Annotated in this window: 25 protein-coding genes; 17 read left to right on the top strand and 8 right to left on the bottom strand. The window is 70.7% G+C overall.

Annotated features, from left to right (window positions below; all coding sequences use genetic code 11):
• Positions 1-6: 6 nt before the first annotated feature.
• The gene (locus ACUKCB_RS10145; protein ID WP_473040264.1) at positions 7-414 is read right to left on the bottom strand and encodes a YccF domain-containing protein; all 408 of its coding nucleotides are present in this window, start codon (positions 412-414) and stop codon (positions 7-9) included.
• A 753-nt stretch (positions 415-1,167) separates the two neighbouring features.
• On the opposite strand from ACUKCB_RS10145, the gene ACUKCB_RS10150 reads away from it, so the two are divergent.
• Positions 1,168-1,467, top strand: a complete 300-nt coding sequence (locus ACUKCB_RS10150; protein ID WP_017588640.1) for a WhiB family transcriptional regulator — start codon at positions 1,168-1,170, stop codon at positions 1,465-1,467.
• Positions 1,468-1,607: 140 nt separating this feature from the next.
• Here ACUKCB_RS10150 and ACUKCB_RS10155 read toward each other — a convergent pair whose 3' ends face one another.
• Together ACUKCB_RS10155 and ACUKCB_RS10160 are read right to left on the bottom strand one after the other, a co-directional pair.
• The gene (locus ACUKCB_RS10155) at positions 1,608-2,915 is read right to left on the bottom strand and encodes a phosphoribosyltransferase family protein (RefSeq protein ID WP_473040265.1); all 1,308 of its coding nucleotides are present in this window, start codon (positions 2,913-2,915) and stop codon (positions 1,608-1,610) included.
• 137 nt (positions 2,916-3,052) lie between these two features.
• Positions 3,053-3,613, bottom strand: a complete 561-nt coding sequence (locus ACUKCB_RS10160) for a GNAT family N-acetyltransferase (protein ID WP_473040266.1) — start codon at positions 3,611-3,613, stop codon at positions 3,053-3,055.
• 525 nt (positions 3,614-4,138) lie between these two features.
• On the opposite strand from ACUKCB_RS10160, the gene ACUKCB_RS10165 reads away from it, so the two are divergent.
• The gene (locus ACUKCB_RS10165) at positions 4,139-4,387 is read left to right on the top strand and encodes a hypothetical protein (protein ID WP_473040267.1); all 249 of its coding nucleotides are present in this window, start codon (positions 4,139-4,141) and stop codon (positions 4,385-4,387) included.
• Between the two features lie 337 nt (positions 4,388-4,724).
• On the top strand, positions 4,725-5,924 hold the full coding sequence (locus tag ACUKCB_RS10170; protein WP_473040268.1) for an MFS transporter: 1,200 nt from the start codon (positions 4,725-4,727) through the stop codon (positions 5,922-5,924).
• 153 nt (positions 5,925-6,077) lie between these two features.
• Here the strand turns inward: ACUKCB_RS10170 and ACUKCB_RS10175 are convergent, their stop codons facing one another.
• The 3 genes from ACUKCB_RS10175 to ACUKCB_RS10185 all read right to left on the bottom strand — a co-directional run bounded on the left by ACUKCB_RS10175 (position 6,078) and on the right by ACUKCB_RS10185 (position 9,820).
• A complete protein-coding gene (locus tag ACUKCB_RS10175; RefSeq protein WP_473040269.1) occupies positions 6,078-6,839 on the bottom strand; it encodes a hypothetical protein in 762 nt (253 codons plus the stop codon).
• 30 nt (positions 6,840-6,869) lie between these two features.
• Complete coding sequence (locus ACUKCB_RS10180) at positions 6,870-8,330, bottom strand: hypothetical protein (RefSeq protein WP_473040270.1); 1,461 nt, start codon at positions 8,328-8,330, stop codon at positions 6,870-6,872.
• 488 nt (positions 8,331-8,818) lie between these two features.
• Positions 8,819-9,820 (bottom strand): YihY/virulence factor BrkB family protein, encoded by a 1,002-nt coding sequence (locus ACUKCB_RS10185; RefSeq protein ID WP_473040966.1) that lies wholly within the window; start codon positions 9,818-9,820, stop codon positions 8,819-8,821.
• Positions 9,821-9,958: 138 nt separating this feature from the next.
• On the opposite strand from ACUKCB_RS10185, the gene ACUKCB_RS10190 reads away from it, so the two are divergent.
• From ACUKCB_RS10190 to ACUKCB_RS10210, 5 genes are all read left to right on the top strand, one after another.
• Positions 9,959-10,027 (top strand): putative leader peptide, encoded by a 69-nt coding sequence (locus tag ACUKCB_RS10190; protein WP_363319952.1) that lies wholly within the window; start codon positions 9,959-9,961, stop codon positions 10,025-10,027.
• 188 nt (positions 10,028-10,215) lie between these two features.
• Entirely contained in the window at positions 10,216-11,913 is a 1,698-nt protein-coding gene (locus ACUKCB_RS10195) for a nitrite/sulfite reductase (RefSeq protein ID WP_473040271.1), read from the top strand.
• Positions 11,914-11,993: 80 nt separating this feature from the next.
• Positions 11,994-12,200, top strand: coding sequence for a hypothetical protein (locus ACUKCB_RS10200; protein WP_473040272.1), 207 nt, complete (start codon positions 11,994-11,996; stop codon positions 12,198-12,200).
• Positions 12,197-12,898, top strand: coding sequence for a phosphoadenylyl-sulfate reductase (locus ACUKCB_RS10205; protein WP_473040273.1), 702 nt, complete (start codon positions 12,197-12,199; stop codon positions 12,896-12,898). Before ACUKCB_RS10200 ends, ACUKCB_RS10205 begins: the two co-directional genes overlap by 4 nt.
• Positions 12,899-13,034: 136 nt before the next feature.
• Positions 13,035-13,772 carry a sirohydrochlorin chelatase gene (locus tag ACUKCB_RS10210; protein WP_473040274.1) on the top strand — a complete coding sequence of 246 codons (738 nt, stop codon included), beginning with the start codon at positions 13,035-13,037 and terminating at the stop codon, positions 13,770-13,772.
• A 78-nt stretch (positions 13,773-13,850) separates the two neighbouring features.
• Here the strand turns inward: ACUKCB_RS10210 and ACUKCB_RS10215 are convergent, their stop codons facing one another.
• Complete coding sequence (locus ACUKCB_RS10215; RefSeq protein WP_473040275.1) at positions 13,851-15,032, bottom strand: MFS transporter; 1,182 nt, start codon at positions 15,030-15,032, stop codon at positions 13,851-13,853.
• Between the two features lie 225 nt (positions 15,033-15,257).
• Here ACUKCB_RS10215 and ACUKCB_RS10220 point away from each other — a divergent pair, with 225 nt between their 5' ends.
• The 6 genes from ACUKCB_RS10220 to ACUKCB_RS10245 all read left to right on the top strand — a co-directional run bounded on the left by ACUKCB_RS10220 (position 15,258) and on the right by ACUKCB_RS10245 (position 22,496).
• On the top strand, positions 15,258-15,926 hold the full coding sequence (locus tag ACUKCB_RS10220; protein ID WP_473040276.1) for a pyridoxine/pyridoxamine 5'-phosphate oxidase: 669 nt from the start codon (positions 15,258-15,260) through the stop codon (positions 15,924-15,926).
• A 181-nt stretch (positions 15,927-16,107) separates the two neighbouring features.
• Positions 16,108-16,533: an Hsp20/alpha crystallin family protein gene (locus tag ACUKCB_RS10225; protein ID WP_473040277.1), complete on the top strand. Its 426-nt coding sequence runs from the start codon at positions 16,108-16,110 to the stop codon at positions 16,531-16,533.
• A 142-nt stretch (positions 16,534-16,675) separates the two neighbouring features.
• Positions 16,676-18,307 (top strand): acyl-CoA dehydrogenase family protein, encoded by a 1,632-nt coding sequence (locus ACUKCB_RS10230; RefSeq protein WP_473040278.1) that lies wholly within the window; start codon positions 16,676-16,678, stop codon positions 18,305-18,307.
• Between the two features lie 194 nt (positions 18,308-18,501).
• On the top strand, positions 18,502-20,646 hold the full coding sequence (gene glgX, locus ACUKCB_RS10235; RefSeq protein ID WP_473040279.1) for a glycogen debranching protein GlgX: 2,145 nt from the start codon (positions 18,502-18,504) through the stop codon (positions 20,644-20,646).
• Between the two features lie 91 nt (positions 20,647-20,737).
• Positions 20,738-21,541 (top strand): dihydrofolate reductase family protein, encoded by an 804-nt coding sequence (locus ACUKCB_RS10240; RefSeq protein WP_473040280.1) that lies wholly within the window; start codon positions 20,738-20,740, stop codon positions 21,539-21,541.
• Between the two features lie 166 nt (positions 21,542-21,707).
• Positions 21,708-22,496 (top strand): GntR family transcriptional regulator, encoded by a 789-nt coding sequence (locus ACUKCB_RS10245; protein ID WP_473040281.1) that lies wholly within the window; start codon positions 21,708-21,710, stop codon positions 22,494-22,496.
• Between the two features lie 97 nt (positions 22,497-22,593).
• Here ACUKCB_RS10245 and ACUKCB_RS10250 read toward each other — a convergent pair whose 3' ends face one another.
• Complete coding sequence (locus ACUKCB_RS10250) at positions 22,594-22,980, bottom strand: hypothetical protein (RefSeq protein ID WP_473040282.1); 387 nt, start codon at positions 22,978-22,980, stop codon at positions 22,594-22,596.
• 251 nt (positions 22,981-23,231) lie between these two features.
• Here ACUKCB_RS10250 and msrB point away from each other — a divergent pair, with 251 nt between their 5' ends.
• The 3 genes from msrB to ACUKCB_RS10265 all read left to right on the top strand — a co-directional run bounded on the left by msrB (position 23,232) and on the right by ACUKCB_RS10265 (position 25,396).
• Positions 23,232-23,678 (top strand): peptide-methionine (R)-S-oxide reductase MsrB, encoded by a 447-nt coding sequence (gene msrB / locus ACUKCB_RS10255; RefSeq protein WP_473040283.1) that lies wholly within the window; start codon positions 23,232-23,234, stop codon positions 23,676-23,678.
• Positions 23,679-23,928: 250 nt separating this feature from the next.
• Positions 23,929-24,597, top strand: coding sequence for a phosphatidylserine decarboxylase (locus ACUKCB_RS10260; protein ID WP_473040284.1), 669 nt, complete (start codon positions 23,929-23,931; stop codon positions 24,595-24,597).
• On the top strand, positions 24,584-25,396 hold the full coding sequence (locus ACUKCB_RS10265; protein ID WP_473040285.1) for a CDP-alcohol phosphatidyltransferase family protein: 813 nt from the start codon (positions 24,584-24,586) through the stop codon (positions 25,394-25,396). The genes ACUKCB_RS10260 and ACUKCB_RS10265 overlap by 14 nt, the downstream gene beginning before the upstream one ends.
• The last annotated feature ends 59 nt before the right edge of the window (positions 25,397-25,455 follow it).

Here is a 25,455-nt window from a genome sequence, read left to right on the forward strand (position 1 = left end):
ACTCTGTCAGAACTGCCAGGGTTCCCGGGGGTGACCGCTGCGGACGATCTCGTTGCCGAAGGGGGCCAGGGCCACCGGGATCATCTTCAGTGAGGCCCACGCCATCGGGATACCGATGATGGTGACCGCCAGGCCGAGCGCGGTGGCGATGTGCCCGATGGTCAGCCACCAGCCGGCGACGATCAGCCAGATGACGTTCATGACGGTGGTACCGCCGCCCGAACCGGACCTGCGCACCAGGTCGCGCCCGAAGGGCCAGATCGCGTAGCTGGCCATCCGGAAGGAGGCGATGCCGAAGGGGATCGTCACGATGAGGACGCAACAGATGACGCCGGCGACGGCGTAGCCGATCGCCAGCCAGAATCCGGCGACGAAGAGCCAGATGATGTTCAGGATGAGCCGCAAGAGGGCCACGGTGTTCGTCTCCTAGGTTCGGTCCCGTGCGGGGGCGCGTGCTTCTCCGAAGGGATCGGGAAAGGGGCGCATCTGTTTTCTATCGTTTGGGACGCCCGCACACCACGGCCTGTTCCGCTCCGTCCCCCTGGTCCTTCCCCTAGGGGACGTCACGGGCGTGTCCGGACGATCGCGGGCGTGTCGCGGAGGGGTCGGCGGGGTCTGCGAACGCCGCAGGGGGAGGGGAATCGCCCTCAGGTCACCGTCGCCCTGGGTGAGGACATACGGTCCCTCCGAATCTCGGAAGGATGGCGGGACCGCAATGTGATGGGCGCATCAGGACGACCCCCTAGGCAGGAGGGACATCGCACCATACGATGTGCTGTGTCCTTCGCAAGACGGTAGATCTAGCGATTTGCGACAAAATCTGACAGACAACCAGAGACCGGACGCCAAGCATCAGGTTTCGGTAACGGTTGGATGAGTAATTTCCCCACCCCCCGTGCAGGATCGGGAGTGGGGATGGCATGATTACGTACCGGCTCGGACGGAGGCTGTCACCGCCTCCGCGGCCGTTCGCGTGAGAGCACCCCCATCATCCGCAGGCATCGCCTCTGTGATGGCGCTTCTCGTGGTCTCAGCCACACCGGGGAACAACGCCAACACCGCTCGACGTTTGCGTCGTGCGGGGTGACTCACGCCGCATGACCAACTTTTGGTGACTGAAGCTTTTTCAGACAGCTTACTAGTGATTTCAGTAGAGGTGGTTCAAGCATGTCTCAGGTACGTCGGCAGGCCGCGCTGCGCCCCCGCCCGAGCTGGGGGTGGCAGGATGCCGCCGCGTGCCGGGGCGAGGACCTTGTGCTCTTCTTCGGCCCCGATGGCGAACGCCAGCCGGAGCGGGAGATTCGCGAGCGCAAGGCCAAGGAGATCTGTGCAGCCTGCCCTGTTCGAACCGACTGCCTGGACTATGCGATTTCGCGTCCGGAGAAGTACGGCACCTGGGGCGGGCTGAACGAGGACGAGCGCGCCTCCGAGCGCCGTCGCCGTATGCGGCGCGCCAACGCAGCCTAGCGTCATCCCGCCGAGCGGATCTCCTCCCGGTGGCCCCGGCCCCGTTAACCCGCGGCGCCCCGACGTAGTACGTCGAGGGCGCCGCGGGTTTTCTCATGCCCGTCGCCGCACGCACCCCGCACGGGCCCCGGTCACGGAGCTCACTCCGGCCGGTACGACAGGTGCCGGTCGAACCAGTCCAGTGTCTCCACCGCCATCTGACGCCACTCCTGGGAGTCCCCGAGCAGCTGTTCGGCTCCGGAGACCACCTTGAGCTCCGAGGGGCCGCCCAACCGGTTCCTCGTCCACTCGCCCAGCTCGCGAACGAACGAGTCCGCGCTCTGCAACAGGATCAGGGACGGGGCCCGCACCGAGGGCAGGCTCGACTCCGCCAGGTCGATGCGCCCGCCGTGGACCACCACCGCCGCCACGTCCTGGGGCCGCTCCGCCGCCGTCACCAGGGCGGCGGGGGCCGCAGCCCCCGAACCCAGCACCCCCAGGGGTTCGCTGGCCGCGTCGGTGGCACGCCGCAGCCAGGTCACCGCGGCGCTCAACCGCTCCCCCAGCACGCCGGTGTCCGGCTCCTCACCGCCCGGGGCGCGCTCCTGCCCGGTGAGCAGGTCCAACACCAGGGTGGCGTACCCGGCGCGTTGCAGCACCGAGGCGGTCGACCGCCAATGCGGGTCGCCCTGCCCCTGACCGAAGGACATCACCACCACACCGCGCAGCGCCGTCGGCATGGTGAGGTCCCCGTCGAGGTAGACCTGCCCCGCACGGATCCGCACCGCCCTGGCGGCGTCGGTCCCCCGGTGGTGGCGGGCCTGCTCGGAGAGGATCTCGACGACGTTCCCGTCGGAGAGCTGGTCGAAGTCCCGGTACCACTCCCCCACCGCCCGGAAGTTGTCCGGAACACTGAGCACGACCAGGGCGTCGGCCTCGGCGCGCAGCGCCTCGAGCGTCTCCGGCGCGGCGACCGGGACCGCCAGGACCAGGCGTGCCGGGCCCGCCTGGCGCACCATCCTCAGGGCCGCGCGGGCAGTCCCCCCGGTGGCGACCCCGTCGTCGACGACCACGCAGTCGCGCCCGGCGATCCTGGGGGCGGGCCGGTCTCCCCGGTAGACACGGCGCCGACGGTCGAGCTCGCTGTGCTCGGAGGCAACGGTGTCGGACAGGGCCTGGCGGGGCACGTGCAGCCGGGCCAGGGCGAGGTCGTCGTACAGGACGTGGCCGTCCTCGGAGATCGCGCCCACCCCGGTCTCCGGATGTCCGGGCAGGCCGATCTTGCGGACCATGAGAACGTCGAAGTCGGCGGCCAGTCGTTGGGCCAGTTCCGCGCCGACCGGAACCCCGCCACGAGGCAGCGCGAGCACCAGGGGATCGTTGACGGCATGGGGACGCACCCGCTCTGCGAGGCGTCGGCCCGCGTCGGACCGGTCTGCGAAGGGCAGTGAAACGGGTACCGGGTTCATGTCCTCACCGGCGCCGAAGCCGCGGAGCCCGGCGCCGCTCCTTCCGGCTGTGTGGAGTGAGCCGCTGGAAAAGTGGTACCGGCATACCCCGCCCCACACGGATTCCAACCCCGCCGCAGGGCAAAAACCGACCCGACTCACCTCCTTTCGAAGCCGCCGCGCAGTACGGCCATCAACAGGGCGTCGTGTCGGCGCCCCTCCCAGAGCAGGGAGTCGCGCAGCCTTCCCTCCACGTGGAAACCGCAGGAACGGTACACGGCGATGGCACGCATGTTGAAGGCGTACACCTGCAGCCAGACCCGGTGCAGGCCGATGTGGTCGAAGGCGTACTCCAGGACCAACTGGGTGGCCTCCTTCCCCAGCCCCCGGCCGGTGAACTCGATCGCCGACAGCGCGATGCGATACCCGGCGGTCTCGTTCTCGGGTGAGACCGCGTAGATGGAGAGCTCACCGAGATAGCGGCCGTCCCCGGGCGCGAGGATGGCGAGGTCCAACCGGTCGGACCGGCCCGCGCGGCTCTCGCACCACTGACGGGCCTGCTCGTAGGTGAGGTGGCCGTGGGCGCCCTTGAGCCTGCGGACCTCCTCGTCCAGACCCGCAGCGAAGTAGGCGTCCGTGTGCTCCGGACCCAACGGGACCAGGCAGACGCTCTTCCCGACGAGGGTGGGCGTTTGGCGCAGCGCACTCGTTCTGATCATGGTGGTCTTCCGGTTCCGGCCGGGACCGTCGGGGCACGGCGCGTCCCGGGGCGAGGGAGTCGGCGGTCAGGGGTGCCGCACGCGGAGAGCAGGCCGCGGGGCGTAGCCGGTGCAGGGGCCGGGTCGGAGATCGGGCGAGGACCGAGGGCTTGGCGACGGGAAGGGCCGAACACCCATGTAAAACGACTCCGTGTCCGATGGCAACCGTTCCTTGACAGTGTGCGGGAGTGCCCTGTGGTGCTCTCCCGGTCCTGCGCGCCTCCCGAACGGTGTTGGACGCGCTGGTCCCCCGGGTTCTCTCTCCCTCGGCCCGGGCACGCGCATCGTGTGCGCGCTCCAAGACCGAGTGGCGGGGTCCCTCACACCCGGGGACACCACGATCGGCCTGAACGGTCCGAGGCCCGCACCCATCACTCCGGTGGGTACAGGGCGGTGCCGTCCGAAGCCGGACCGGATACCCCTGAGCGCGCCGCCCGATCGCCACCGCAGCGGCGGGCCAGTGCCCACTGCTCATGGGTGGCCCTGGTGATCGACCCCGCCCACCGCGACGACGAAACCGGTGTCAGCGCCCGTTTACGCGCCGCCCACGTGTGGCCGTCATGGTCCACACCGTCAGCGCACCGGGCCTTGAGGTCCCTGGCCGCCGGCGAGCCCAGGTGGGAGCCGAGCAGCCTCAAGCACCTCCTCGTCCTCGACGAGGAGGTGCTTGAGGCGGGTGCGCACCGCCACACCGGTCGGACCCGGGGCCAGATAGGGGACAGCGATCGGACGTAGCCCCCGCGTTTTGGTGCGAGCCACCGGTCCTTCCGCCCCCACCCCTCTGAGTCGTTCGTGTGTTCGAGAACGACGCTGGCCGCACCCGGGGCCCGGTGTCCCAGAAACCGAAAAACTCCTGTGACCGAGCAGGGCGCGGACCGGTCGGGCCCGGCACCGGAGTCCCTCACCAGCGGAGCTGTTCAATGTGTTCACTCGTGTACGTTCGTGTGCGCTCATGTGACCTCACACACGAACAGATGAGACCCCGGGGGCGGTACTCCCGGGCAAATCCCTGGTCGTCCGTTGATGGGACCGATACCATCCGCAGGCACCGAAACGACCCTGGGAGTAGCCCGTGAACGCGAAGACCGAGACGCACACCGCACCGCCGCCGGAGGCGAGACGCGCGCGGGCCGCGGTGTCCACTCTGTTCTTCGTCAACGGGTTCACCTACACGAACGCGGTTCCGTGGCTGCCGGTGATCAAGAACAGCCTGGGTCTGAGCAACACCGAACTGGGGCTGGCGATCGCGGCGATGCCCTTCGGGGCGATCCTCACCGGAATGCTCGCCGGGCCGCTGATCCACTGGTTCGGCAGCGGGCGGACCGCGGTGGGGACGAGTCTGATCTCGGTGGGAGCGCTTCCCTTCATCGCGCTCGCCCAGAACTGGTGGATGCTCGCCGCCGCGCTGTTCGTCCTCGGCAGCGCCGACGCCTGGACCGACTCCGCGCAGAACTCTCACGGCCTACGCGTCCAGCGCCGCTACCGGCGCAGCATCATCAACACCTTCCACGCGGTGTGGAGCCTGGCCGCGGTCGCCGGAGGGCTGCTCGGTGCGGCCATGGCCGGCGCCGGGGTACCGATCCTGTGGCACCTGGGCGGGGTCGCGGTCCTGTTGGTGGTGGTGAACCTCACGGTGAGCCGGATGCTGCTGCCCGGCCCGGAGAACAGCGAACGCGAGGACGGCGTCAACGGGCACGACGGCAGCCGCGCGCGCATCCCCGGGAAGGGGGTCCTCCTGCTGCTGATGCTGGGCGCTCTCCTGATGATGGCCGGTGGCATCGAGGACTCCGCCGCCTCGTGGGGCGCGGTGTACATGACCGGGGAACTGGGCGCACCGCTCTTCCTGGCCGCCATGCCTTTCGTGGCCTGCCAGGCGATGATGACGGTCGGCCGTCTCGCGGGCGACCGGGTGACCGACCGCTTCGGCGCCGCGGTGGTGGGCCACGCCTGCGGGCTCCTGGCCGCGGGCGGCCTGGCGTTCGCGCTCCTGTTCCCGCACCCGGTGACCACGGTGGTCGGCTTCGGGGTGATGGGGCTGGGCGTGTCCACGCTGTTCCCCCTGACCCTGGCCGCGGCGGGAAACGTGCCCGGGGTGCGCACCGGGGACGGGGTGACCGTGGTGGGCTGGCTCGGCCGGGCCGGGTTCCTGGCCTTCCCTCCCCTGGTGGGTTTCCTCGCCGACTCCGTGACCCTCGGCAGCGCCCTGTGGGCGATCTCCGCGGCGGGGGTGGTCGCCTTCCTGCTCGCCTCGGCCCTGCGCCCCCGTTCCTGAGCGGCCGCGCAGCGGCAGGAGGGTTCCGGGGCAGGGGCCCGGGACGGGGACTCGGAACAGGGAAGGGCCCCGTCCGCCGGAACCCGGGAGGATTCCGGCGGGCGGGGCCCTGTCACACGCCGGTCCCGCGGGGGCGCGGGAACGAACGCGGTGTTACTCGGCCATGCCCGGACGGCGGTTGCCGACCCACAGGGCCAGAGCACCGATACCGGTCACGACGGCGCCGCCGAGCACGAAGCCCGACAGGTCGACGCCGGTCTCGGCGAGGTCGGGGCTGCTGTTGCCCGCCGCACCGCTCCGAACGGGAGCCTGGCCCTCGGGGGCGTTGCCACCGGGAGCGATGGTCCCGGGTGCGCTGCCCTCGGGCGACTTACCGTCGTCACCCGGGTCGGTGCCACCGTCCGGGTCCGTCGGGTCTGTCGGGTCCGTGGGATCCGGGTCGACCGGGTCCGTCGGGTCGGGGTCGACCGGGTCCGTGGGATCCGGGTCGACCGGGTCCGTCGGGTCGGGGTCGACCGGGTCCGTGGGATCCGGGTCAACCGGGTCCGTGGGATCCGGGTCAACCGGGTCCGGATCCACCGGGTCAGGGTCCACCGGTCCAGGGTCCTCGCCGTCACCGGGGTCCGTGGGGTCCGGGTCAACCGGGTCCGGATCCACCGGGTCAGGGTCGACCGGGTCAGGGTCCACCGGTCCAGGGTCCTCGCCGTCACCGGGACCCGGGGCAACCAGGTCGAAGGTCTCGACCGTTTGCAGGCCGATGTCCGGGACGGTCTCGGCCGCCTCCTGGGTCGCCACGGGGGCGGCCTCAGGCGCGGTCTTGTCCAGGGTCTCGGCAGCGAACACCGGTCCGGCCGAGAAACCGGCCATGAACAGGCTGGCCGCGGTCACGGTGAATACCCGCTTCTTAGGGGTCATCCCACTCCTTTCTTTCTCTTGGGTACTGATCTATTCAGGGGGGATGGCATACAGGTGGCCGTCATGGACCACCACCGCGCGGTCACCGAGCAGGCCGCGCGGAGTCTCTGCGTCCTCGGGGACCTCGGAGGGCTCCCCGGAGGCGTCCAGCGCCACCCGGGTCCCATCGAGTTCCCCGAAGACCTGGTTTCCGACCGAGACCTCGGGAACGAAGCCCGGAACCACGGTGGTCTCGCCGGTGTCCGGGGTGAACAGCACCGGACCGTAGGCGACCAGGTCGAGCCCGATCGGCCCGGAGCGGTGGGCGACGCCCTCGAGGGCGTCCTGCTCGATTTCGGCCGATCCGAGCACGGAACCGTCCTCGCGATCGTGGAAGGCCAGGATCGACCCCTCACCCTGGAGTGGCTGCCAGCGGACGATGACGTACTCCCGCAGGGCGGTCAGCACGCCCTCCATCTCACCGGCCTCACCGGGGCGCTCTGCGTGGACCCTTTCGGGGTCGCCGCCGGGCTGCACCCAGTTCCAGGGACCGCTGACGACGGCGGTCAGGACACGGTCGTCGGCGGCTGCGAGCATCGGAACCGAGCTCCCGGGTGCCTCGACCTCCTCCAGTTCGCCGTCGACGACCAGGTAGGCGGCGTCCTCGTCACGGACCATGACCGAGTCACCGGCGTAGCGGGCCGAGGCCGACTCGGGCAGGTCGACGCTGGTGGCCGTGCCGCCCTCGGCCGGCCAGAACCACAGGGCGTCGGCGCTCTCCAGCACGATGCTGCTCTGGCCGCCGTACTGCACGAAGCGGGGAGAACCCAGTCCTTCGGCCACCTCGAAGGGAAGGTCCACGGACCACTGCCGCGAACCGTCGGCACCGATCAGGTTGAGCCGCTCCTCGGGGTCGACGTAGGCGAGGGCCCCGCCGTCGCGGCTGATACCGGGCTCGGTGTCGGGGGCGAGTTCCTCGGTGATGTCGACGACCGGCGCGAACCCCGGCGGGGCCGAGTACTCCAGGGCCACGATGTTGTCCTCGGTGCCCTCGGACGCCCCGGGCTCGGAGGGTCCCGGAAGGAACCGGGTGAGGACCGCTCCGGCTCCGACGACGAGCAGCAGGGCGAGTACGGCGGCTCCCCCCACCAAGAGCTTCCTACCGCGGCCGTTCCCGTTCCCCGCTGCCGGAACCGGCCCCTGCACCGGGCCCTGCACCGGCCCCTGGGGGCGGGCCGGGGCGACCTGGTCCGCAGCCTGCACGACCCCGTCGGGGGTGGCGACCAGGCGCCAGTACCCGTTGGCGTCCCGGGCGTCGACGAGCACCGGCTGGCCGATCCGGGCGGCGTACCCGGTGGCGATGTCCAACGCCGCACGCCTGGTCTCCTTGGGGGCGGGGCCGGTCACGACCTGGCGGTGCCCCTCGATGACGATCTCGGCGCTGTGTTCGTCGGGTGCGATGACGATGACGGCGGTGGGCCGGGGGTACCCCGGACGGGACGCCCGGCTCATGGTGCCTCCGAAGGCATGGGAAAGGTGAACCTGTTCGTGTACGGGAGCAGGGGAAGGTCAGCGGTGACGCCGGCCGCGGCTCGACGGGGTGACCGAGCGGAGGGAACTGCACACGGGTGGCCGGTGCTGAACGTGATCATACTGAGGGTCACGGGAGACAACCGACGCAGTCGGCGGGGAGGAAAACGGACACGGCTCGCGGAATCTCCACCCGCCCCCTCACCGCCCTTTCACTGACCTGCGACAACCGCCCTCCGCTCGCAGGAGACCGGGTCGGGCCCGATCAGCTGACCCCTTAGTGGACACTCCAGAAGGCGATGAGGTTCACGCCGGAAATGGCCGGATCCGGCCACACAGGGGGCTCCCGAAACCCCGGTCCGCCTGCCGCGCGGCCGTGCGGGGGTTGGGGACAGGGAGCGTTCACGGTTCTCCCGCCGATCTCCTGCCGAGGACGAACCGCCCGCGGCCGGGGTCCTGAGCCTTTGCGGTCAGCGTCCATTGAGGGTCTCGATGACCGCCTTCTCCCTGCGCTGGGCCATCCGGTCGGCGCGCTCGAAGTGGCGGTTGGCGAGCTCGGCCCGGGCCGCGGCGGTACGCACGGTCGGCCACAGGGCATCGATCTCGGTGTTGAGCGTGGAGCCCACCAGAACGGCGATCGCCATGACGTACAACCAGGCCAGGATCGCGATCGGCGCCCCCAGGGAACCGTAGATGCTCACCTGTCCGAAGGAGGCGTCCAGGTAGGCGCGCAGGCCCGCCGAACCGGCGAGGAGCACCAGGGTGGCCAGGACGGCGCCGGGCAGGTGGCGCCACAGCGGGGTGCGCACGGGGACGCTGAGCGCGTAGAGGAGGGTGACGGCGGTGATGACGAGCAGGCCCACGATCGGCCAGTAGAAGAGGTTGAGGCGGCCCACGGTGACCGGCAGCAGCTCGTGGACGACGTCCGGACCGGCCACCATGACCGGCAGGACCAGGACCGCGAACAGCAGGCCCCCCAGGTAGGCGAAGAAGGCCAGGAGGCGCTGGCCGAGCCAGCCGCGCAGCTCATCCAGGCCGTAGGAGATGGTGATCGACCGGATGAAGACGTTCATCGCCCGGGAGCCCGACCACAGGGACACCAGGAAGGTCACCGAGAGGATCCCGCCCTGGACGCCGCCGAGGAAGTCGTCCACCAGAGGCGCCACGACACTGTCGACGGTGGCGGGGGTGAGGATGCGCGCCGCCAGGTCCAGCATCCACTCGCGGATCTCCACCGCGAGGTCCTCCCCGAACACGGCCGTCAGCGGCCCCAGGGCCCCCAAGAGGCAGAGCAGCAGCGCGGGCAGGGAGATCAACGCGAAGAAGGCCGACTCGGCGGCCAGACCGACCACCCGGTCCCGGGCGAAGGCCCTGACGGTACGCAGCACGAGAAGCGCCCCGTTGTGGAAAAAGGGATGACGTCGGAGCCAGGCGTCGGCCGCGCGCCACAGGCCCTCCCAGAAACCCACCACAGGGAGAACGTTAGCGCTCATCGGAACAGCGGTCACACGCCGGACATGACGTGACTCACGTCTCCCTCGCGCGGGCACACCTGGACAAGGGCCGCGTCCGCGTGCCATTCTCGAAGCATGACCGCTGTTCTTGACCCCATGCTCCGCGTGCGCCGCCACGTGGACTTTCTTCGGGTCAGCAGCGCCATCTGTTGCAGCGTCGGATAACTCCTCGCCGCCTTTTTGACGCACCCGTGATTCAGGGGTGCGCGCGGCTCCGGCGCTCTCCCCTCTTCGAAACTCCCACACGCGGACTTCACCCGTATCACCAGCCACGATGACGTGCGGTGGATACGGGCCTGCGGTGCGGGCGCCGGGATCGCGAGCACCCCGTGACCCCATCGGAGACACCCGCGATGCCTCCCTCTTCCGCGCAGCCCGACAAGGCCGCGACGGCAGCCAAGCCACGGCGCCGCCGTGGCGAGGGCCAGTGGGCCCTCGGCTACCGCGAGCCGCTGAACAAGAACGAGGAGAACAAGAAGAACGACGACGGACTCAACGTCCGCGATCGGATCATCAACGTCTACTCGAAGGCCGGGTTCGACTCGATCGACCCGGCCGACCTCCGTGGGCGCTTCCGCTGGTTCGGCCTCTACACCCAGCGCGCCCCGGGCATCGACGGCGGCAAGACCGCTGTACTGGAACCCGAGGAACTCGACGACCGCTACTTCATGCTGCGCGTGCGCATCGACGGCGGCCAGCTGAGCGCCGCCCAGCTGCGCGCCGTCGCGGAGATCTCACGCGACCACGGGCGCGACACCGCCGACATCACCGACCGGCAGAACGTCCAGTACCACTGGATCCGGGTCGAGGACGTCCCCGCGATCTGGGAGAAGCTGGAGTCGGTGGGCCTGTCCACCACCGAGGCCTGCGGTGACACACCGCGCGTCATCCTCGGCTGCCCGCTGGCCGGAGTGGCCGAGGACGAGGTCATCGACCCCACCGCGCAGATCGAGCAGATCTACGAGGACCACATCGGCAGCCCGCTGTACTCGAACCTGCCGCGCAAGTTCAAGTCCTCGCTGTCCGGGTGTACCTCGCACTGCGTCAACCACGAGATCAACGACGTGGCCTTCGTGGGTGTGCGCGACGGGTCCGGTGAGGCCGGATACGACCTGTTCGTCGGCGGCGGCCTGTCCACGAACCCGATGTTCGCCAAGCGGCTGGGCACGTTCGTGCGCCCGGACCAGGTCAGCGAGGTCTGGGCCGGCGTCTGCGGGATCTTCCGCGACTACGGCTTCCGCCGCCTGCGCACCCGCGCCCGGATCAAGTTCCTCATCAAGGAGTGGGGCGCGGAGAGGTTCCGCGAGGTCCTGGAAAAGGAGTACCTGGGCTACGAGCTGCCCGACGGGCCCGAGCCCGTGCTGGACCCGGGGGTGCGCCGCGACCACGTGGGCGTGCACCGCCAGCGCGACGGGAAGTTCTACGTGGGGTTCGCCCCGAAGGTGGGCAGGGTCTCCGGCAGCAGGCTGCTGCGGGTCGCCGACATCGCCGAGGAGCACGGTTCTGACCGCATCCGCACCACCGCCGACCAGAAGCTGGTCATCCTCGACATCACCGAGGACCGAGTTCCGTCGATCACCGCGGCCCTGGAGTCCGAGGGTTTCGAGGTCAACCCGAGCGTCTTCCGCCGCCAGACCATGGCCTGCACCGGCATCGAGTTCTGCAAGCTCGCGATCGTGGAGACCAAGGACCGCGCCGCGACGCTGATCGACGAGCTGGAGAAGCGCCTCCCGGACTTCGGTGAGCCGGTGACCATCAACGTCAACGGCTGCCCGAACTCCTGCGCGCGCATCCAGGTCGCCGACATCGGTCTCAAGGGCCAGCTGATGCTCAACGAGCAGGGCGAACAGGTGGAGGGCTACCAGATCCACCTGGGCGGCGGTATGGGCCTGACCCAGGCCTTCGGCAAGAAGATCCGCGGGCTGAAGACCACCGCCGACGAACTGCCCGACTACGTCGAACGGGTGCTCCGGCGCTTCCAGGAACAGAAGAAGGACGGCGAGAACTTCGCGGCCTGGGTGGGCCGCGCCGACGACGCCGACCTCAAGTGACGACCTGATTCGAGGCCTCAGGGCCCGCCCGGCCCCCGACACGCGGGGGCCGGGCCCCCAACAGAAGGAGGAGGTGCGCCATGTCCGAAAGGGCCGCGCCCCACTACTGCCCCTACTGCGGCGACGAGGACCTGGTGCCCGAGGAGGGCGCCGCCGTCAAGGGCGAGGGCTATCCCTGGGCCTGTCTGTCCTGTGCCCGGGTGTTCCGGGTCAAGTACGTGGGCCTGCGCGCCGCCTCGTTCTCGGCGGGCGGCGCCCCCTCCAGACCGACGGAAGGGAACGAATGAACGCCACCATCACCCAGACGGGCGGCCCCGAGCTGGCCGAGCGGGCCGCCCTGGAGCTGGAGGAGGCCTCGGCCCAGGAGATCATCGCCTGGGCGTCCGAGACCTTCGGCTCCGAACTGTGCATGACCTCCTCCATGGCGGACGCCCTCATGGTGGACCTCGCCGCCAAGACCGCCCCCGGGATCGACGTGATCTTCCTGGACACCGGTTACCACTTCCCCGAGACCATCGGCACCCGCGACGCGGTGGCCTCCGTCTACGACATCAACCTGATCACCGTGGAGCCGAAGCGGACCGTGGCCGAGCAGGACCTGGCCCTGGGACCGCGGCTGCACGGGCGCGACCCCGGCATCTGCTGCCACCTGCGCAAGGTGGAACCCCTCCAGCGCGCCCTGGAGCCGTACTCGGCGTGGCTGACCGGGCTGCGCCGCGAGGACTCGGTGACCCGCCGCGACACCCCGGTCGTGCAGTGGGACCGGCGCAGGCGGATGACCAAGGTCAACCCGATCGCGCGGTGGACCCAGGAGGAGGTGGACACGTACATGGCCGAACACGGTGTGCTCGTGAACCCCCTCCAGTACGACGGTTACCCCTCCATCGGCTGCGAACCGTGCACCCGCCGGGTCGCCCCGGGCGAGGACCCCCGCAGCGGCCGCTGGGCGGGGACCGGCAAGACCGAGTGCGGAATCCACGTGTAACGGATTCCTCCGTCCACGGCCGCGAGGCCGCCTCGGCGGGACGGCTCACCCCCGTCCCGCCGCACCCAAGACCCAGAGAAGGAGGCAGGGGTTTTCCTCCCCGGTCCGACAGACCGGGGCGCGCCCCGAACTTCAGATGATCCCTCTGCTCGCGGTGGCCCACGGAAGCCGGGACCCGAGGTCGGCCGAGGCGGTCTCGGCGGTCTTCGAGCGGGTGCGCGCGCTGCGCCCGGAGCTGGACGTGCGGCTGTCCTACCTGGACCACGTGGCGCCCGGCGCCGAGGAGGCCCTGGACGAGCTGGCCTCGGGCGGTGCCGGTGAGGTCGTGGTACTGCCGACGCTGCTGACGGCCGCCTTCCACAGCAAGGTGGACCTGCCCGGGGTGCTGGCCCGGGCACGCAAGCGCGGCCCCTGGCTGCGGGTGCACTACGCCGACACCCTCGGCCCGCACCCGCTGCTGTTGGAGGCGGTGGAACGCAGGCTGGCCGAGGCCGGGGCGCGCCCGGAGCCCGGGACGGCCCTGGTACTGGCGTCGGCGGGGTCGAGTGACACGGAGGCCAACGCGGTCGTCGAGTCGATGGCCCGGGAGCTGTCCGAGCGGGGCCCGTGGGGCGAGGTCGTGGCGGCCTACGCCTCGGCCGCCGGGCCGACCCCCGGCGAGGCGGTACGGTCCCTCCTCGACCGCGGCCACCCCAGGGTGGCGGTCAGCGGTTACCTGCTGGCCCCCGGTTTCTTCTCCGACCGGGTCCGCGACCAGTCACTGGCGGCGGGCGCCTCGATGGTCGCCGCCGCGCTCGGAGACGTACCCGAACTCGCCCGCGTGGTGCTGGACCGCTACGACGCGGCGGTCGCGGCCCGGCACGCCGCCGTGTGAGGGTTCGGCAGGGCTCGCCGGCGGAGGCGGGCGGTCCCTTCCCCGGGGCCGCCCGCCTCCGCGTGTTCGGGGCCGGGGTCAGCCCGCGGTGACGGCGGCGGTGAGCAGGACCGCCGCGGAGAACAGCAGCGCCCCCGGTGCGCCCACCGCGCCGGCGACGCCTGCCGCGGCGGCCGGGATCGCCACCTGGCCCAGCCGGTTGGCCCAGATCCGCAGGGCCAGGGCGGCACCGCGGGCCCCTTCGGGGGCCAGGGTGGTGACCTGGGCCATGGTCAGGGGTTGTCCCAGGCCCAGGAGGAACCCGCCCACGACCAGCACCGCCGCCAGGGCGGCGAACCCGCCCAGGGGCAGGGCCACCAGGGTGAGCGCGACGGCGGCCACGGAGGTGCTGGTGACGATGAGGGCCTTGCGCGACCACCGGCGCAGCATCCACGGCAGTGTCAGCCGGGAGAGCAGGGAGGAGCCGGCGCGCAGGCTCAGCAGGACTCCGACGAGCATCGGGGAGATGCCCCGGTTCTCGGCGATGAGCGGCAGGTAGGCGGTGAGGATGTCCACCGCGGTCAACAGCGCGAGGCTGGAGAGCAGGGCGGAGGGCATGCGGCGCTGCCGCAGCAGGTCCCGGGTGGGCACCGGCGGCGCGGCCCGCTGCGCCGCGGTGCGCCGCAGCGGACGCAGCCGTACCAGCGGCAACAGGGGCAGGGCGCCCAGGGCGGCGACGAGCCCGGCGACGACCAGTGCGGTGGAGGTGGCCGGGAGCAGGGCCGGGCCGGAAGCGTCGGCGAGGAGGGCACCGGAGATCAGCGGCCCGGCGAGCTGGCCCAGCGAGGCGGCGGCGGTGAACCAGCCGAAGTCACGGTCCAGGTGTTCGGAGCGCGAGTACCGGGCGATGAGGCCCTGCCCGGCGACCATGCACAACAGGTGGCCCACGCCCACGACGGTACTGGCCAGGGCCAGGGCGGACAGGCCTCCGGATCCGGCCAGGAGCAGGCTGCCGACGGCCAGGACGGCCGACCCCAGGCCCACGATCCAGGCGATGCGCGGCGCGCGGTCGGTGAAGCGGCCCAGGGGGACCGCGATGGCCAGGGGCAGCAGCGCGTAGGCCGCGGTGACCAGACCGACCTCGACGGCGTCGCCGCCCACGGCGATGGTTCGGTACGAGATGAGGGGACGGATGAGGTTGAGGGCCGTGTGGGTCAGGACCACGCTGCCCAGAAGGGCCCAGAGCCACCGGGCGCGTTCGACCGGTTCCGTGTCCGTCATGCTTCTCCCTCGCGCCGTGCTCGGCCGGGACACGCCGTGAGTCGTCCCGTGACGGGACCACTCGGTGCTCGGGGTGTCCTGCGGCGCTGGGCATCCTACCGAGGAGGCAGGTCACGGGCGTGCGCCGGGTACGGCGGGGTCGCCGATCACGGGTGCCGAGGAGCTCCTCGTGGTCGGCGTCCTCGGTAGGTTCGGCGTAATGGCACCAACCGAACGGAGCACGGGATGACCAAGGACGACGGGATTCGGGACATGTTGCGGGGGCTCCCGGTGTTCGCGGGGCCGCTCGCGGAGTTCGACCCGAAGGCCGCGCCCGCGGAGCCGGAGGAGTTGTTCGTGGACTGGTTGGGCGAGGCGATCGAGGCCGGGGTGCACGAGCCGCACGCCATGACCGTCGCGACGGCGGACGCCGACGGTGCGCCTTCGGCGCGGATCCTCATCCTCAAGGACTTCACCTCCGAGGGCTGGTGGTTCGCGGGGACCACGACCTCCGCCAAGGGCCGTGAACTCGCGGGGAACCCGCAGGCCGCCCTCCTCTTCTTCTGGGGCTCCCAGGGCCGCCAGGTGCGGATCAGGGGCTCCGTGGAGCTGGCCGGGCCCCGGGCCCGCGCCGCCGACTTCACCGCCCGCCCACTGGAGGGCCGGGTGGCCGGTCTGCACGGCAGGCAGAGCCGGCCCCTGGCCGACCTCGCGGACATCCACACGACCGCGGAGGAGAGCCGCGCCCGCCTGGAGGCCGACCCCGACCTGGTGCCCGACAACTGGGGGCTGTACTGCCTGTCCGCCACCGAGGTCGAGTTCTGGCAGGCCGATCCCGACCGGCGGCACACCCGTCTGCGGTACCGGCGTGCGCACGCCGGCTCCCCCTGGCGGAGCGAACTCCTCTGGCCCTGACAGCGGCCCGGTCGGTCGGCGTCGTGCCCGGATCTGCCCAGGCTCCGGCCTGGGGGAGGTCCGGGCTTTTCCTTTCCTGCCCCGGGGCCCCGCCGCTGACTTGACGGCTTCTGAGGCGGTCAATAAAATTGAGCGTAGTCGCATCAAGTCATTGGATGGAGACACACTCAGGAGGTGACGGATGATGTTGATGCGCACCGACCCCTTCCGCGAGTTCGACCGCATCACCCAGCGTCTGATGGAGAACGGCCGCCCAGCGGTCATGCCCATGGACGCCTACCGGGACGGGGACGACTTCGTGGTCCTGCTGGACCTGCCCGGCGTGCGGAGCGAGAGCATCGACCTGGAGGTCGAGCGCAACGTGCTCACCGTGAAGGCCGAACGCCCCGGCCTGAACGAGGAGGGGCGTGAGTTCATCGTGGGCGAGCGCCCTTCGGGGACCTTCTCCCGCCAGGTGTTCCTCGGTGACACCCTCGACACCGAGAGGATCACCGCCAACTACGCGGACGGCGTGCTCACCCTGCGGATCCCGGTGGCCGAGCAGTCCAAGGCCCGCAAGATCGCGGTCGGACACGACGCCGGGGAGCAGACCGCCATTCGCTCCTGAGGCGCCGGGAGGGTGCGCCCCCCACGGGCGCGCCCTCCTCTCCTGTGGGTGAACACAACCGAACCTGATTCGGTTCCGTGTGCGTCGAGCGGATAGGATTCCGGCCACCCGTCCGCCGCCCAGAACCAGGAACGGAACCGGTATGCCCGCCACACACGAGGTGTTCAACCAGGCCACTCCGCTCGGCGACCACAACGCCGCCGACGACCCCGCCCTCCTGGAGGGTCTGCGCCGCGAGGGCGCCGACTGGGCCGAGGCCGACGTGCGCGAGGTCGGTGAGGCCGCGGGCTCGGAGCGGGTTCGCGCCTGGGGCGAGTCCGCGAACGCCTACCCGCCGGTCCTGCGCACCCACGACCGCTACGGCCACCGCGTGGACGAGGTCGACTTCCAGCCCGCCTACCACGTGCTGATGGATCAGGCCGTGGAGCACGGCCTGCACGCCGCCCCCTGGGCCGACGGCCGCGAGGGCGCCCACGTGGCCCGCGCGGCCAAGTTCTTCCTCTGGTCACAGGCGGAGAGCGGTCACGGCTGTCCCGTCTCGATGACCTACGCCGCCGTCCCCGCGCTGCGCCACTCCCCCGGGCTGGCCGAGCAGTACGAGCCGCTGCTGACCGCCCGTACCTACGACTTCGGGCTGCGCGCGCCCCTGACCAAGCGCGGACTCATCGCGGGTATGTCGATGACCGAGAAACAGGGCGGCTCGGACGTGCGCGCCAACACCACACGCGCCGTTCCCACCGCCGAGGGCCACTACCTGCTCACCGGGCACAAGTGGTTCACCTCCGCCCCGATGAGCGACGTCTTCCTGACCCTGGCGCAGGCTCCCGAGGGGCTCACCTGTTTCCTGGTGCCGCGCGTCCTGCCCGACGGCAGCCGGAACGGTCTGTTCATCCAGCGGTTGAAGGACAAGCTCGGCAACAGGTCCAACGCCTCCGCCGAGCTGGAGTACGAGGGCGCCGTCGCATACCTGGTCGGTGAGCCGGGCCGGGGCGTGCCCACCATCATCGAGATGGTCAACAGCACCCGGTTGGACTGCGTGATCGGTTCCTCGTCGGGTATGCGCGCCGCCGTGGTGCACGCGCTCAACCACGCCGGTTCCCGGAGCGCGTTCGGCAAACCCCTGGTGGAGCAGCCGCTGATGCGCAACGTGCTCGCGGACCTGGCCCTGGAGTCGGAGGCCGCCACCGCGCTCATGACGCGCCTGGCGGGGGCCGTGGACCGCTCGGTGCGCGGTGACGAGGGCGAGGCCGCCTTCCGCCGCCTGGGCGTGGCCGTGGGCAAGTTCTGGGTCACCAAGCGCCAGCCGGTGCACGCGGCCGAGGCCCTGGAGTGCCTGGGCGGCAACGGGTACGTCGAGGAGTCGGGGATGCCCCGCCTGTTCCGGGACTCCCCGCTCAACTCCATCTGGGAGGGTTCGGGCAACGTGGCGGCGCTGGACGTGCTGCGCGCGATGTCGAAGTCGCCGGAGTCGGTGGAGGCCTTCCTGGCGGAGCTGAACACGGCGGCGGGTTCGGACGACCACTACGACGCGGCGCTGAAGCGGTTGGGGCAGGCGCTCGGCGACCCGGACGAGATCCAGTACCGGGCCCGGTCGGTGGTGGAGCTGATGGCTCTGCTCCTCCAGGCGTCCGTGCTGCTGCGGCACGCGCCGACACCGGTGGCCGAGGCCTTCACCGCGTCCCGGCTGGGCGGCGGATGGGGGCACGTGTTCGGGACCCTGCCCAGGGGCGTGGACACCGGGCTGATCCTGGAGCGGGCCCGCCCCGGCAACTGAAACCACCCTTTTCATGACATGAGCCAAGGAACCCCTCTTTCCTTCCGATAACCACACCAGACCCCCGCTGAACACGGCCGATGAATGATCATCGGCCGTGTTCTGCATATTTCTGGGACCGAAGCGGAAGAAAGAAGTCGTCACCAACAAAAAACGCCCTCCAGGGCCCCGACACCAAGAGACTGACGACGCCTATGGTGGAAGTCTGGCCAGGTAGTTCCTATCCGCTCGGTGCGACCTACGACGGTTCCGGCACCAATTTCTCCCTCTTCTCGGAAGCGGCCGAACAGGTGGAGCTGTGCCTGTTCGACGACGACGGCGAGGAGACACGCATACCCCTGACCGAATACGACGGTTTCGTCTGGCACGGTTACCTGCCCGGCGTCGGTCCGGGGCAGCAGTACGGGTACCGCGTGCACGGTCCCTACGCGCCCGAGCACGGACTGCGCTGCAATCCGAACAAACTACTCACCGATCCCTACGCGAAGGCGCTGAACGGCAACCTCACCTGGCACGAATCGCTCTTCAGCTATCACTTCGCCTCCCCGGAGCGCAAGAACACGGCCGACAGCGCGAAGTACGTACCCAAGTGCGTGGTGGTGAGCCCGTTCTTCGACTGGGGCAACGAGTCCCGACCGCGCACCCCGTACCACCAGACGGTGATCTACGAGGCGCACGTGCGCGGCCTGACGATGCGCCACCCGGCCATCCCCGAACATCAGAGAGGCACCTACGCGGGGCTGGCCCACCCCGAGGTCATCGAGTACCTCACCTCGCTGGGGGTGACCGCCGTCGAACTGATGCCGGTGCACCACTTCGTGCCCGAGCACGCAATGGTGGCGCGGGGGTTGACCAACTACTGGGGGTACAACACCCTGGCCTTCCTGGCCCCGCACAGCGGGTACGCCGCACTCGGATCCCGTGGCCAGCAGGTCCAGGAGTTCAAGTCGATGGTGAAGTCGCTGCACGAAGCGGGCATCGAGGTGCTCCTGGACGTGGTCTACAACCACACCGCCGAGGGCGACCACATGGGCCCCACCCTGTCCTGGCGGGGCATCGACAACCTGGGCTACTACCGGGTCAGCGACGAGGACCAGCGCTACTACCTCGACTACACGGGCTGCGGCAACAGTCTGAACGTGCGCCACCCGCACTCGTTGCAGCTCATCATGGACTCGCTGCGGTACTGGGTCCTGGAGATGCACGTGGACGGGTTCCGCTTCGACCTGGCGTCGGCGCTGGCCCGGGAGTTCCACGACGTGGACCGGCTGAGCACGTTCTTCGACATCGTCCAGCAGGACCCGGTGATCTCCCAGGTCAAGCTCATCGCCGAACCCTGGGACGTGGGACCGGGCGGCTACCAGGTGGGGAACTTCCCGCCGCTGTGGACCGAGTGGAACGGCAAGTACCGGGACACCGTGCGCGACTTCTGGCGCGGCGAGCAGGTCAAGGGCGAGCTGGCCTCGCGGCTGGCCGGGTCCAGCGACCTGTACCAGGACGACGGGCGCCGCCCGGTGGCCTCGATCAACTTCATCACCTGCCATGACGGCTTCACCATGGCCGACCTGGTGTCCTACAACGACAAGCACAACGAGGCCAACGGCGAGGAGAACCGGGACGGCACCGACGACAACCGCTCCTGGAACCACGGGGTGGAGGGCCCCACCGAGGACCCCGCGATCCTCACCCTGCGCCGGAGGCAGGTCCGCAACTACCTCGCCACCCTGTACCTGTCGCAGGGGGTGGTGATGCTCTCGCACGGCGACGAGATCGGGCGCACCCAGGGCGGGAACAACAACGCCTACTGCCAGGACAACGAGATCGCCTGGATCGACTGGGAGGGCGCGGGGCTCACCGGTGAGTACCCCGGCAACGACCTCCTGGACTACGTACGCGAGCTGGCCCGACTGCGGCGCGAGCACCCGGTCTTCCGGCGCCGCCGTTTCTTCCGGGGCAGCCCCGTGGAGAGCGGGAAGACCGGCTCGGGCGTGTTGCCCGACATCTCGTGGCTGCGCCCGGACGGGTCGACGATGGAGGGTGAGGACTGGAGCACGGACGAACAGGTGCTGGGCGTGTTCCTCAACGGGGACGCCATCACCGAGCCCGACTCGCGCGGACGCAGGATCCGTGACAGTTCGTTCGTGCTGCTGCTCAACAGCGGCCCGCAGCCGGTGGAGTTCAAACTCCCCGGCACCGAGTACGGCATGGCTTGGGAGACCGTGCTGGACACCGCCGAGCCCGACGTGGGCGGGCGGCCGTTCGTGACCGCCGGCGGCCCCGTGCGGGTGATCGACCGCGCCCTGGTGCTGCTGCGGCGCGTCTCGCACCGGCACGACTGACCGGAGACGGAGGAGCCGGCCACGCCGGAGGGACCGGTGGACCCGCGGGTCCACCGGTCCCGCGCCGTCCGGCCCCCTAGCCTGGGTGACCATGTCGAGTACACATCGTCCGGGCGACGCCCCGGAGCCCGCCGGCTTCCGCGAACTCCTCCCCGCCCCCGGCCGCACGGGCGTGGACCTGCCCCGGGCCTACGCCTACCCGCCGACCCTGGACCGCCCCTGGATCCGCGCCAACATGGTCGCCAGCGCCGACGGGGGCGCGATCGGCCCCTCGGGCCGCAGCCGTGACCTGTCCTCGGCCCCCGACCGCCGGGTGATGGGGGTGCTGCGCGGTCTGTGCGACGTGGTCCTGGTGGGCGCGGCCACCGCCCGCAAGGAGGGCTACCGGCCGGTCCGGCCGCGCGAGGTGTGGTCGGACCTACGTGCGGACCGGCCGGCGACCCCGCGGATCGCGGTGGTCTCGCGTTCGCTGGACATCCACGAGGAGCTGCTCACCACCGCGCCGGAGGACGCCCGGACCATCGTGTTCACCGTCGGGGGCGCTCCCGCGGAACGTCGGAGGTCCGTTGCCGAGCACGCCGACCTCGTGGTGGTCGATGGGGTCTCGGTCGGCCCCGAGCACATCGTCAACGCCCTGGCCGAGAGGGGTCTGTACCGGGTACTGACCGAGGGGGGACCGCATCTGCTGGCCGAGTTCGTGGCGGCCGGTCTGTTGGACGAGCTGTGCCTGACGGTGAGCCCGCACCTGCTGGGCGCCGGATCGCCCCGGATCGTCACCGGCGGGCCGGGGACGCCCGGCGCTCCGGAGCACACCCCGGCCAGGAGCACACCCGTGCGGATGGCGCACCTCCTGGAGGCCGAGGGGAACCTGTTCACGCGTTACCTGAGGGAATAGGGATCCGCGGGGTCGGCGCCCGTGAACGGTCGGTTTCGGCCGCCCCACAATGACGCATGAATCATCCTTCAACCGGACATACCCGTTGTGTGCCATCCACTGGAAACGCTTTGACTGGACACACCGCATCGACGGGGCTCACCGGTCTGGTCCCCTGGGCGAGAGGATGAACGTAGTGCCGACGTCCGAAAACGGGTCCCCTCCGGTCTACCGGGAGATAGCCGAGGAACTACGAGGACAGATCCGCTCCGGACGGTACGCCGACGGCGACCGCCTTCCCGGGGAGAACACCCTCATGGAGCACCACGGTGTCGCCCGGGCGACGGCCCGGCAGGCGCTGTCCGTACTCATCAACGAGGGCCTGGCCGTGGCAGTGCGCGGTTCGGGCATATACGTGCGGCGGTTCCGGCCGCTGCGAAGACACGGAGCCAGACGCCTGTCCAAGGACCTGTGGGGCAACGGGCGGGCCATCTGGCAGACCGACAGCGACACCCGCGGCTACGAGGTGGAGGGGCTCGTCGTGGACGAGGTCGTTCCCGCCGAGCACGTCCTGCGCTCTCTGGGACTGAACCCCGGGGACCCGGCGGTGCGCCGTTCCCGGCGCTACCTCGTGGACGGCAGGCCGGTGCAGAGCGCGGTCTCCTACCTGTCCCCGCTGCTGTGGGCGGGACGGGAGGACTCCCCCGCAGCCCAGCGCATCCGAGCCCCCGACAGCGGCCCCGGGGGCATCTACGCGCGCCTGGCCGAGCTCGGACACGCCCCCGCCCACTTCACCGAGGAGATCCGCGTGCGCATGCCCACCCCCGAGGAGGCGGAGGAGTTGGCGCTCTCCCCCGGGACGCCCGTTCTGGAGGTGGCCCGCACCGCCCTGACCAGCGACCACCGGCCCGTCGAGTTCAACGAGATCACCATGGACGGTTCGGCGTACGTGCTGCAGTACGACTTCGACGCCTGAACCCGGCCGGGCCCGCCCCTTCGGCTGCGCCGGAGCGCTCCGGCGCAGCCGAAGGGGCGCCCCGAGGGGACGCCCCTTCTCTCGTGTCGAACCCGTACTAACCTCGACGACCCCTCCGTTTGGAGGCGAAGACCAGATACGCCAGCGGCAGGAAGGCGAGTCCCACCGCCAGGGCACCCACCGCCGCGAAGGGCATGGCGTTGGACGAGGTCATCGCCCAACGCGCCATCCCCGCTCCCAGGACGAGCGCCACCGCCAGCGCGCCGACGGCAATGACCGTGACCAGCACCAGCAGTTTGCGATCACCCCAGGGCTCCGGTCGCACGTGGTCGATCCCCGCCACGGTGGAGCGGACACTGAGCTCCGTGGCCCAGCGCAGCTCCCGGCCCACGGTGGCCGCACCGTCCCCGACGGCGCGTACCCGTGACCGCGGCCCCATGGTGGCCTGATCGAGCCACCACAGTCCGTAACGGATCCTGCCCACGCGCAGAGGTCGTCTGCTTACTCCGAGTGCCTGTTGAGCTGTAACAGCCATGCCACCTGCCTCAGTGCACCTCGACCACTGACCCCTGCCTGAGCTCGTACCCGCCCACATGGCCACCGAACGTCATCAAGGGTGAAGTTAGGTGTATGTGACCCCTAAGAGTGATTTACATAGCTCGGTGATGAATGACCCTTTTCTGGCTCGGAGGCCCCTGTCAGCATTCGAGCCCGATTCCGGGTAGCGTCTTCACCATGGCTGACGCAGCGGACCAGGCCCCGGAGAACAACGGCGGGGCCCCGAAGGAACTCCCCCGGACCGAACAGGAGTGGCGCGAGCGCCTCAACGAGCAGGAGTACGCGGTGCTCCGCCAGGCGGGCACCGAACGCCCCTGGTCCGGAGCCTACGTCGACACCAGGGCCACGGGCGTCTACCGTTGCCGGGGATGCGGAACCGAACTGTTCCGTTCGGACGAGAAGTTCGACTCCCACTGCGGGTGGCCGAGCTTCTTCGACCCGGCCGGATCCGACGCGGTCACCCTGCACGAGGACGCCTCGATGGGAATGGTGCGTACCGAGGTGCGGTGCGCCACCTGCCGGTCCCACCTGGGCCACGTTTTCTACGGCGAGGGGTACGACACCCCCACCGACGCGCGGTACTGCATCAACTCCGTCGCCCTGACCCTGGAGCCCGCGGAGTAGGTCGCATACCATCCTGGTGCCGGACCCCACCGAGATCGGGTCCGCCACCGGAGCATCCTGCTTCCCGCCCCCGCGGGATCAGGGATAATCTCACCAGCGCACCGAAGTCCGGCCCCGGCCGGGCGGAGGGCGCGCGCGGCGGGGCACCCCACCCGGTGACCGCGCACACCCGGCCCCCGTCAGGGTCCGGGCCCCTCACAGCGGTAACCGATGTGCGGGCGACCAGACCGACCCGCAACGAAAGCGCTCGATGACCGACGACTCACCCATCTCCTCCGCCTCCCCGCGTCCCGCGGCCAGGCCGCGGTTCGGCATGGCCCAGGGATCGGCCCCGTGGCTGCTCCCCGCTCTCGGCGCCGCCGGGGCCGCGACCCTCCTCGCCCGGCGCTCCCGGACCGGGGCCACGGCCGCAGCACCCGTGATCGCCCTCGCCGCGGGGATGGCCTGGTTCTTCCGGGACCCCGAACGGGGCCCGGCCACGGGACGGGTGCTGTCCGCGGCCGACGGCGTCGTGCAGAGCCTCGACCCCCAGCCCGACGGGCGCATCCGGGTCGCGGTGTTCATGAACCCCCTCAACGTGCACGTCAACCGTGCCCCCATCGCCGGTATCGTGACCGGCGTCGAACATCGTCCAGGGGGTTTCAAACCCGCCTTCGACAAGGACAGCGAGCGTAATGAGCGCGTCATCTGGACCCTTGAAACCGAGATCGGTGAGATCACGGTCGTTCAAATCGCCGGCGCGATGGTCAGGCGTATCGTCCCGTATCTCGCTGCGGGGCAGAAGGTCGAGCAAGGCGAGAGGATCGGGCTCATCCGGTTCGGGTCACGGGTCGACGTCTACCTTCCGTCCGGGGTCGCCCCGGCGGTGGAGATCGGCCAGACGGTCCGCGCCGGAGAAACCCGTCTTGACGCCGACTGAGGCCGTCTCCGCCGCTGGCCGGGCCGCCTCCTCCACCCCCGAGGAGGCGCCCAGGCTACGTCTGGGCGTGGCCGACTACATGACCCTGGGCAACGCCCTGTGCGGTTTCCTCGCGGTCTGGGCACTGGCCACGGCCCAGAGCGCGCACCTGGCCTCCGGAATCGCCGGCCCGCTGCCCAGGACCGCGATGGCCACGGCCGTGGGCCTGATGATGGTCGCGGCCGCCCTCGACGTGCTCGACGGCCGGGTCGCCCGCAGACTGGGCGGCAGCGGCATGGGGGCCGAACTGGACAATCTCGCCGACGTGATCAGCTTCGGGGTCGCCCCGGCGTTCTTCTTCGTCGTGTGGGGCACCATCGCGGGCGGCGCAGGCGTACTGCCGGTGGTGGCAGGCGGTGCCGTGCTGCTCGCGGTGATCGTCCGGCTGGCCCGGTTCTCCTGCCAGGCCCCGGGCTCGGACTACTTCACCGGCCTGCCCTGCCCCTCCGGGGCGATCGCGGTGGTGACCATCGTGCTCCTGGACCCGCCGGTCCTGGTGGGTGTGGCCGCCGTGCTGTTGGTGGCCTGGCTGATGGTCAGCCGGATGGAGTACCCCAAGCCCCGGGGGCGCAAGGCCTACCTGGTGCTGGGCCTGCTCGCCACCGGCGTGGCGCTGATGGCCGCGTGGGGCCTCGGACTTCCCGCGGGCGACGTGCTCATCTACCTGATGAGCGCCGTGGTGCTGCTGTGCGTGGTGACGATCCCGTTCTACGTGCTCGCCACCCGCAGGCAGAGCGCGCGCCCCGAGTGGGCCGAGTAGGCCCGGCGTCGGCCACCCGCACGACGGCCCCCGCGCTCCGCCGGAGCGCGGGGGCCGTT

It is taken from the genome of Nocardiopsis moroccensis (assembly GCF_055763695.1).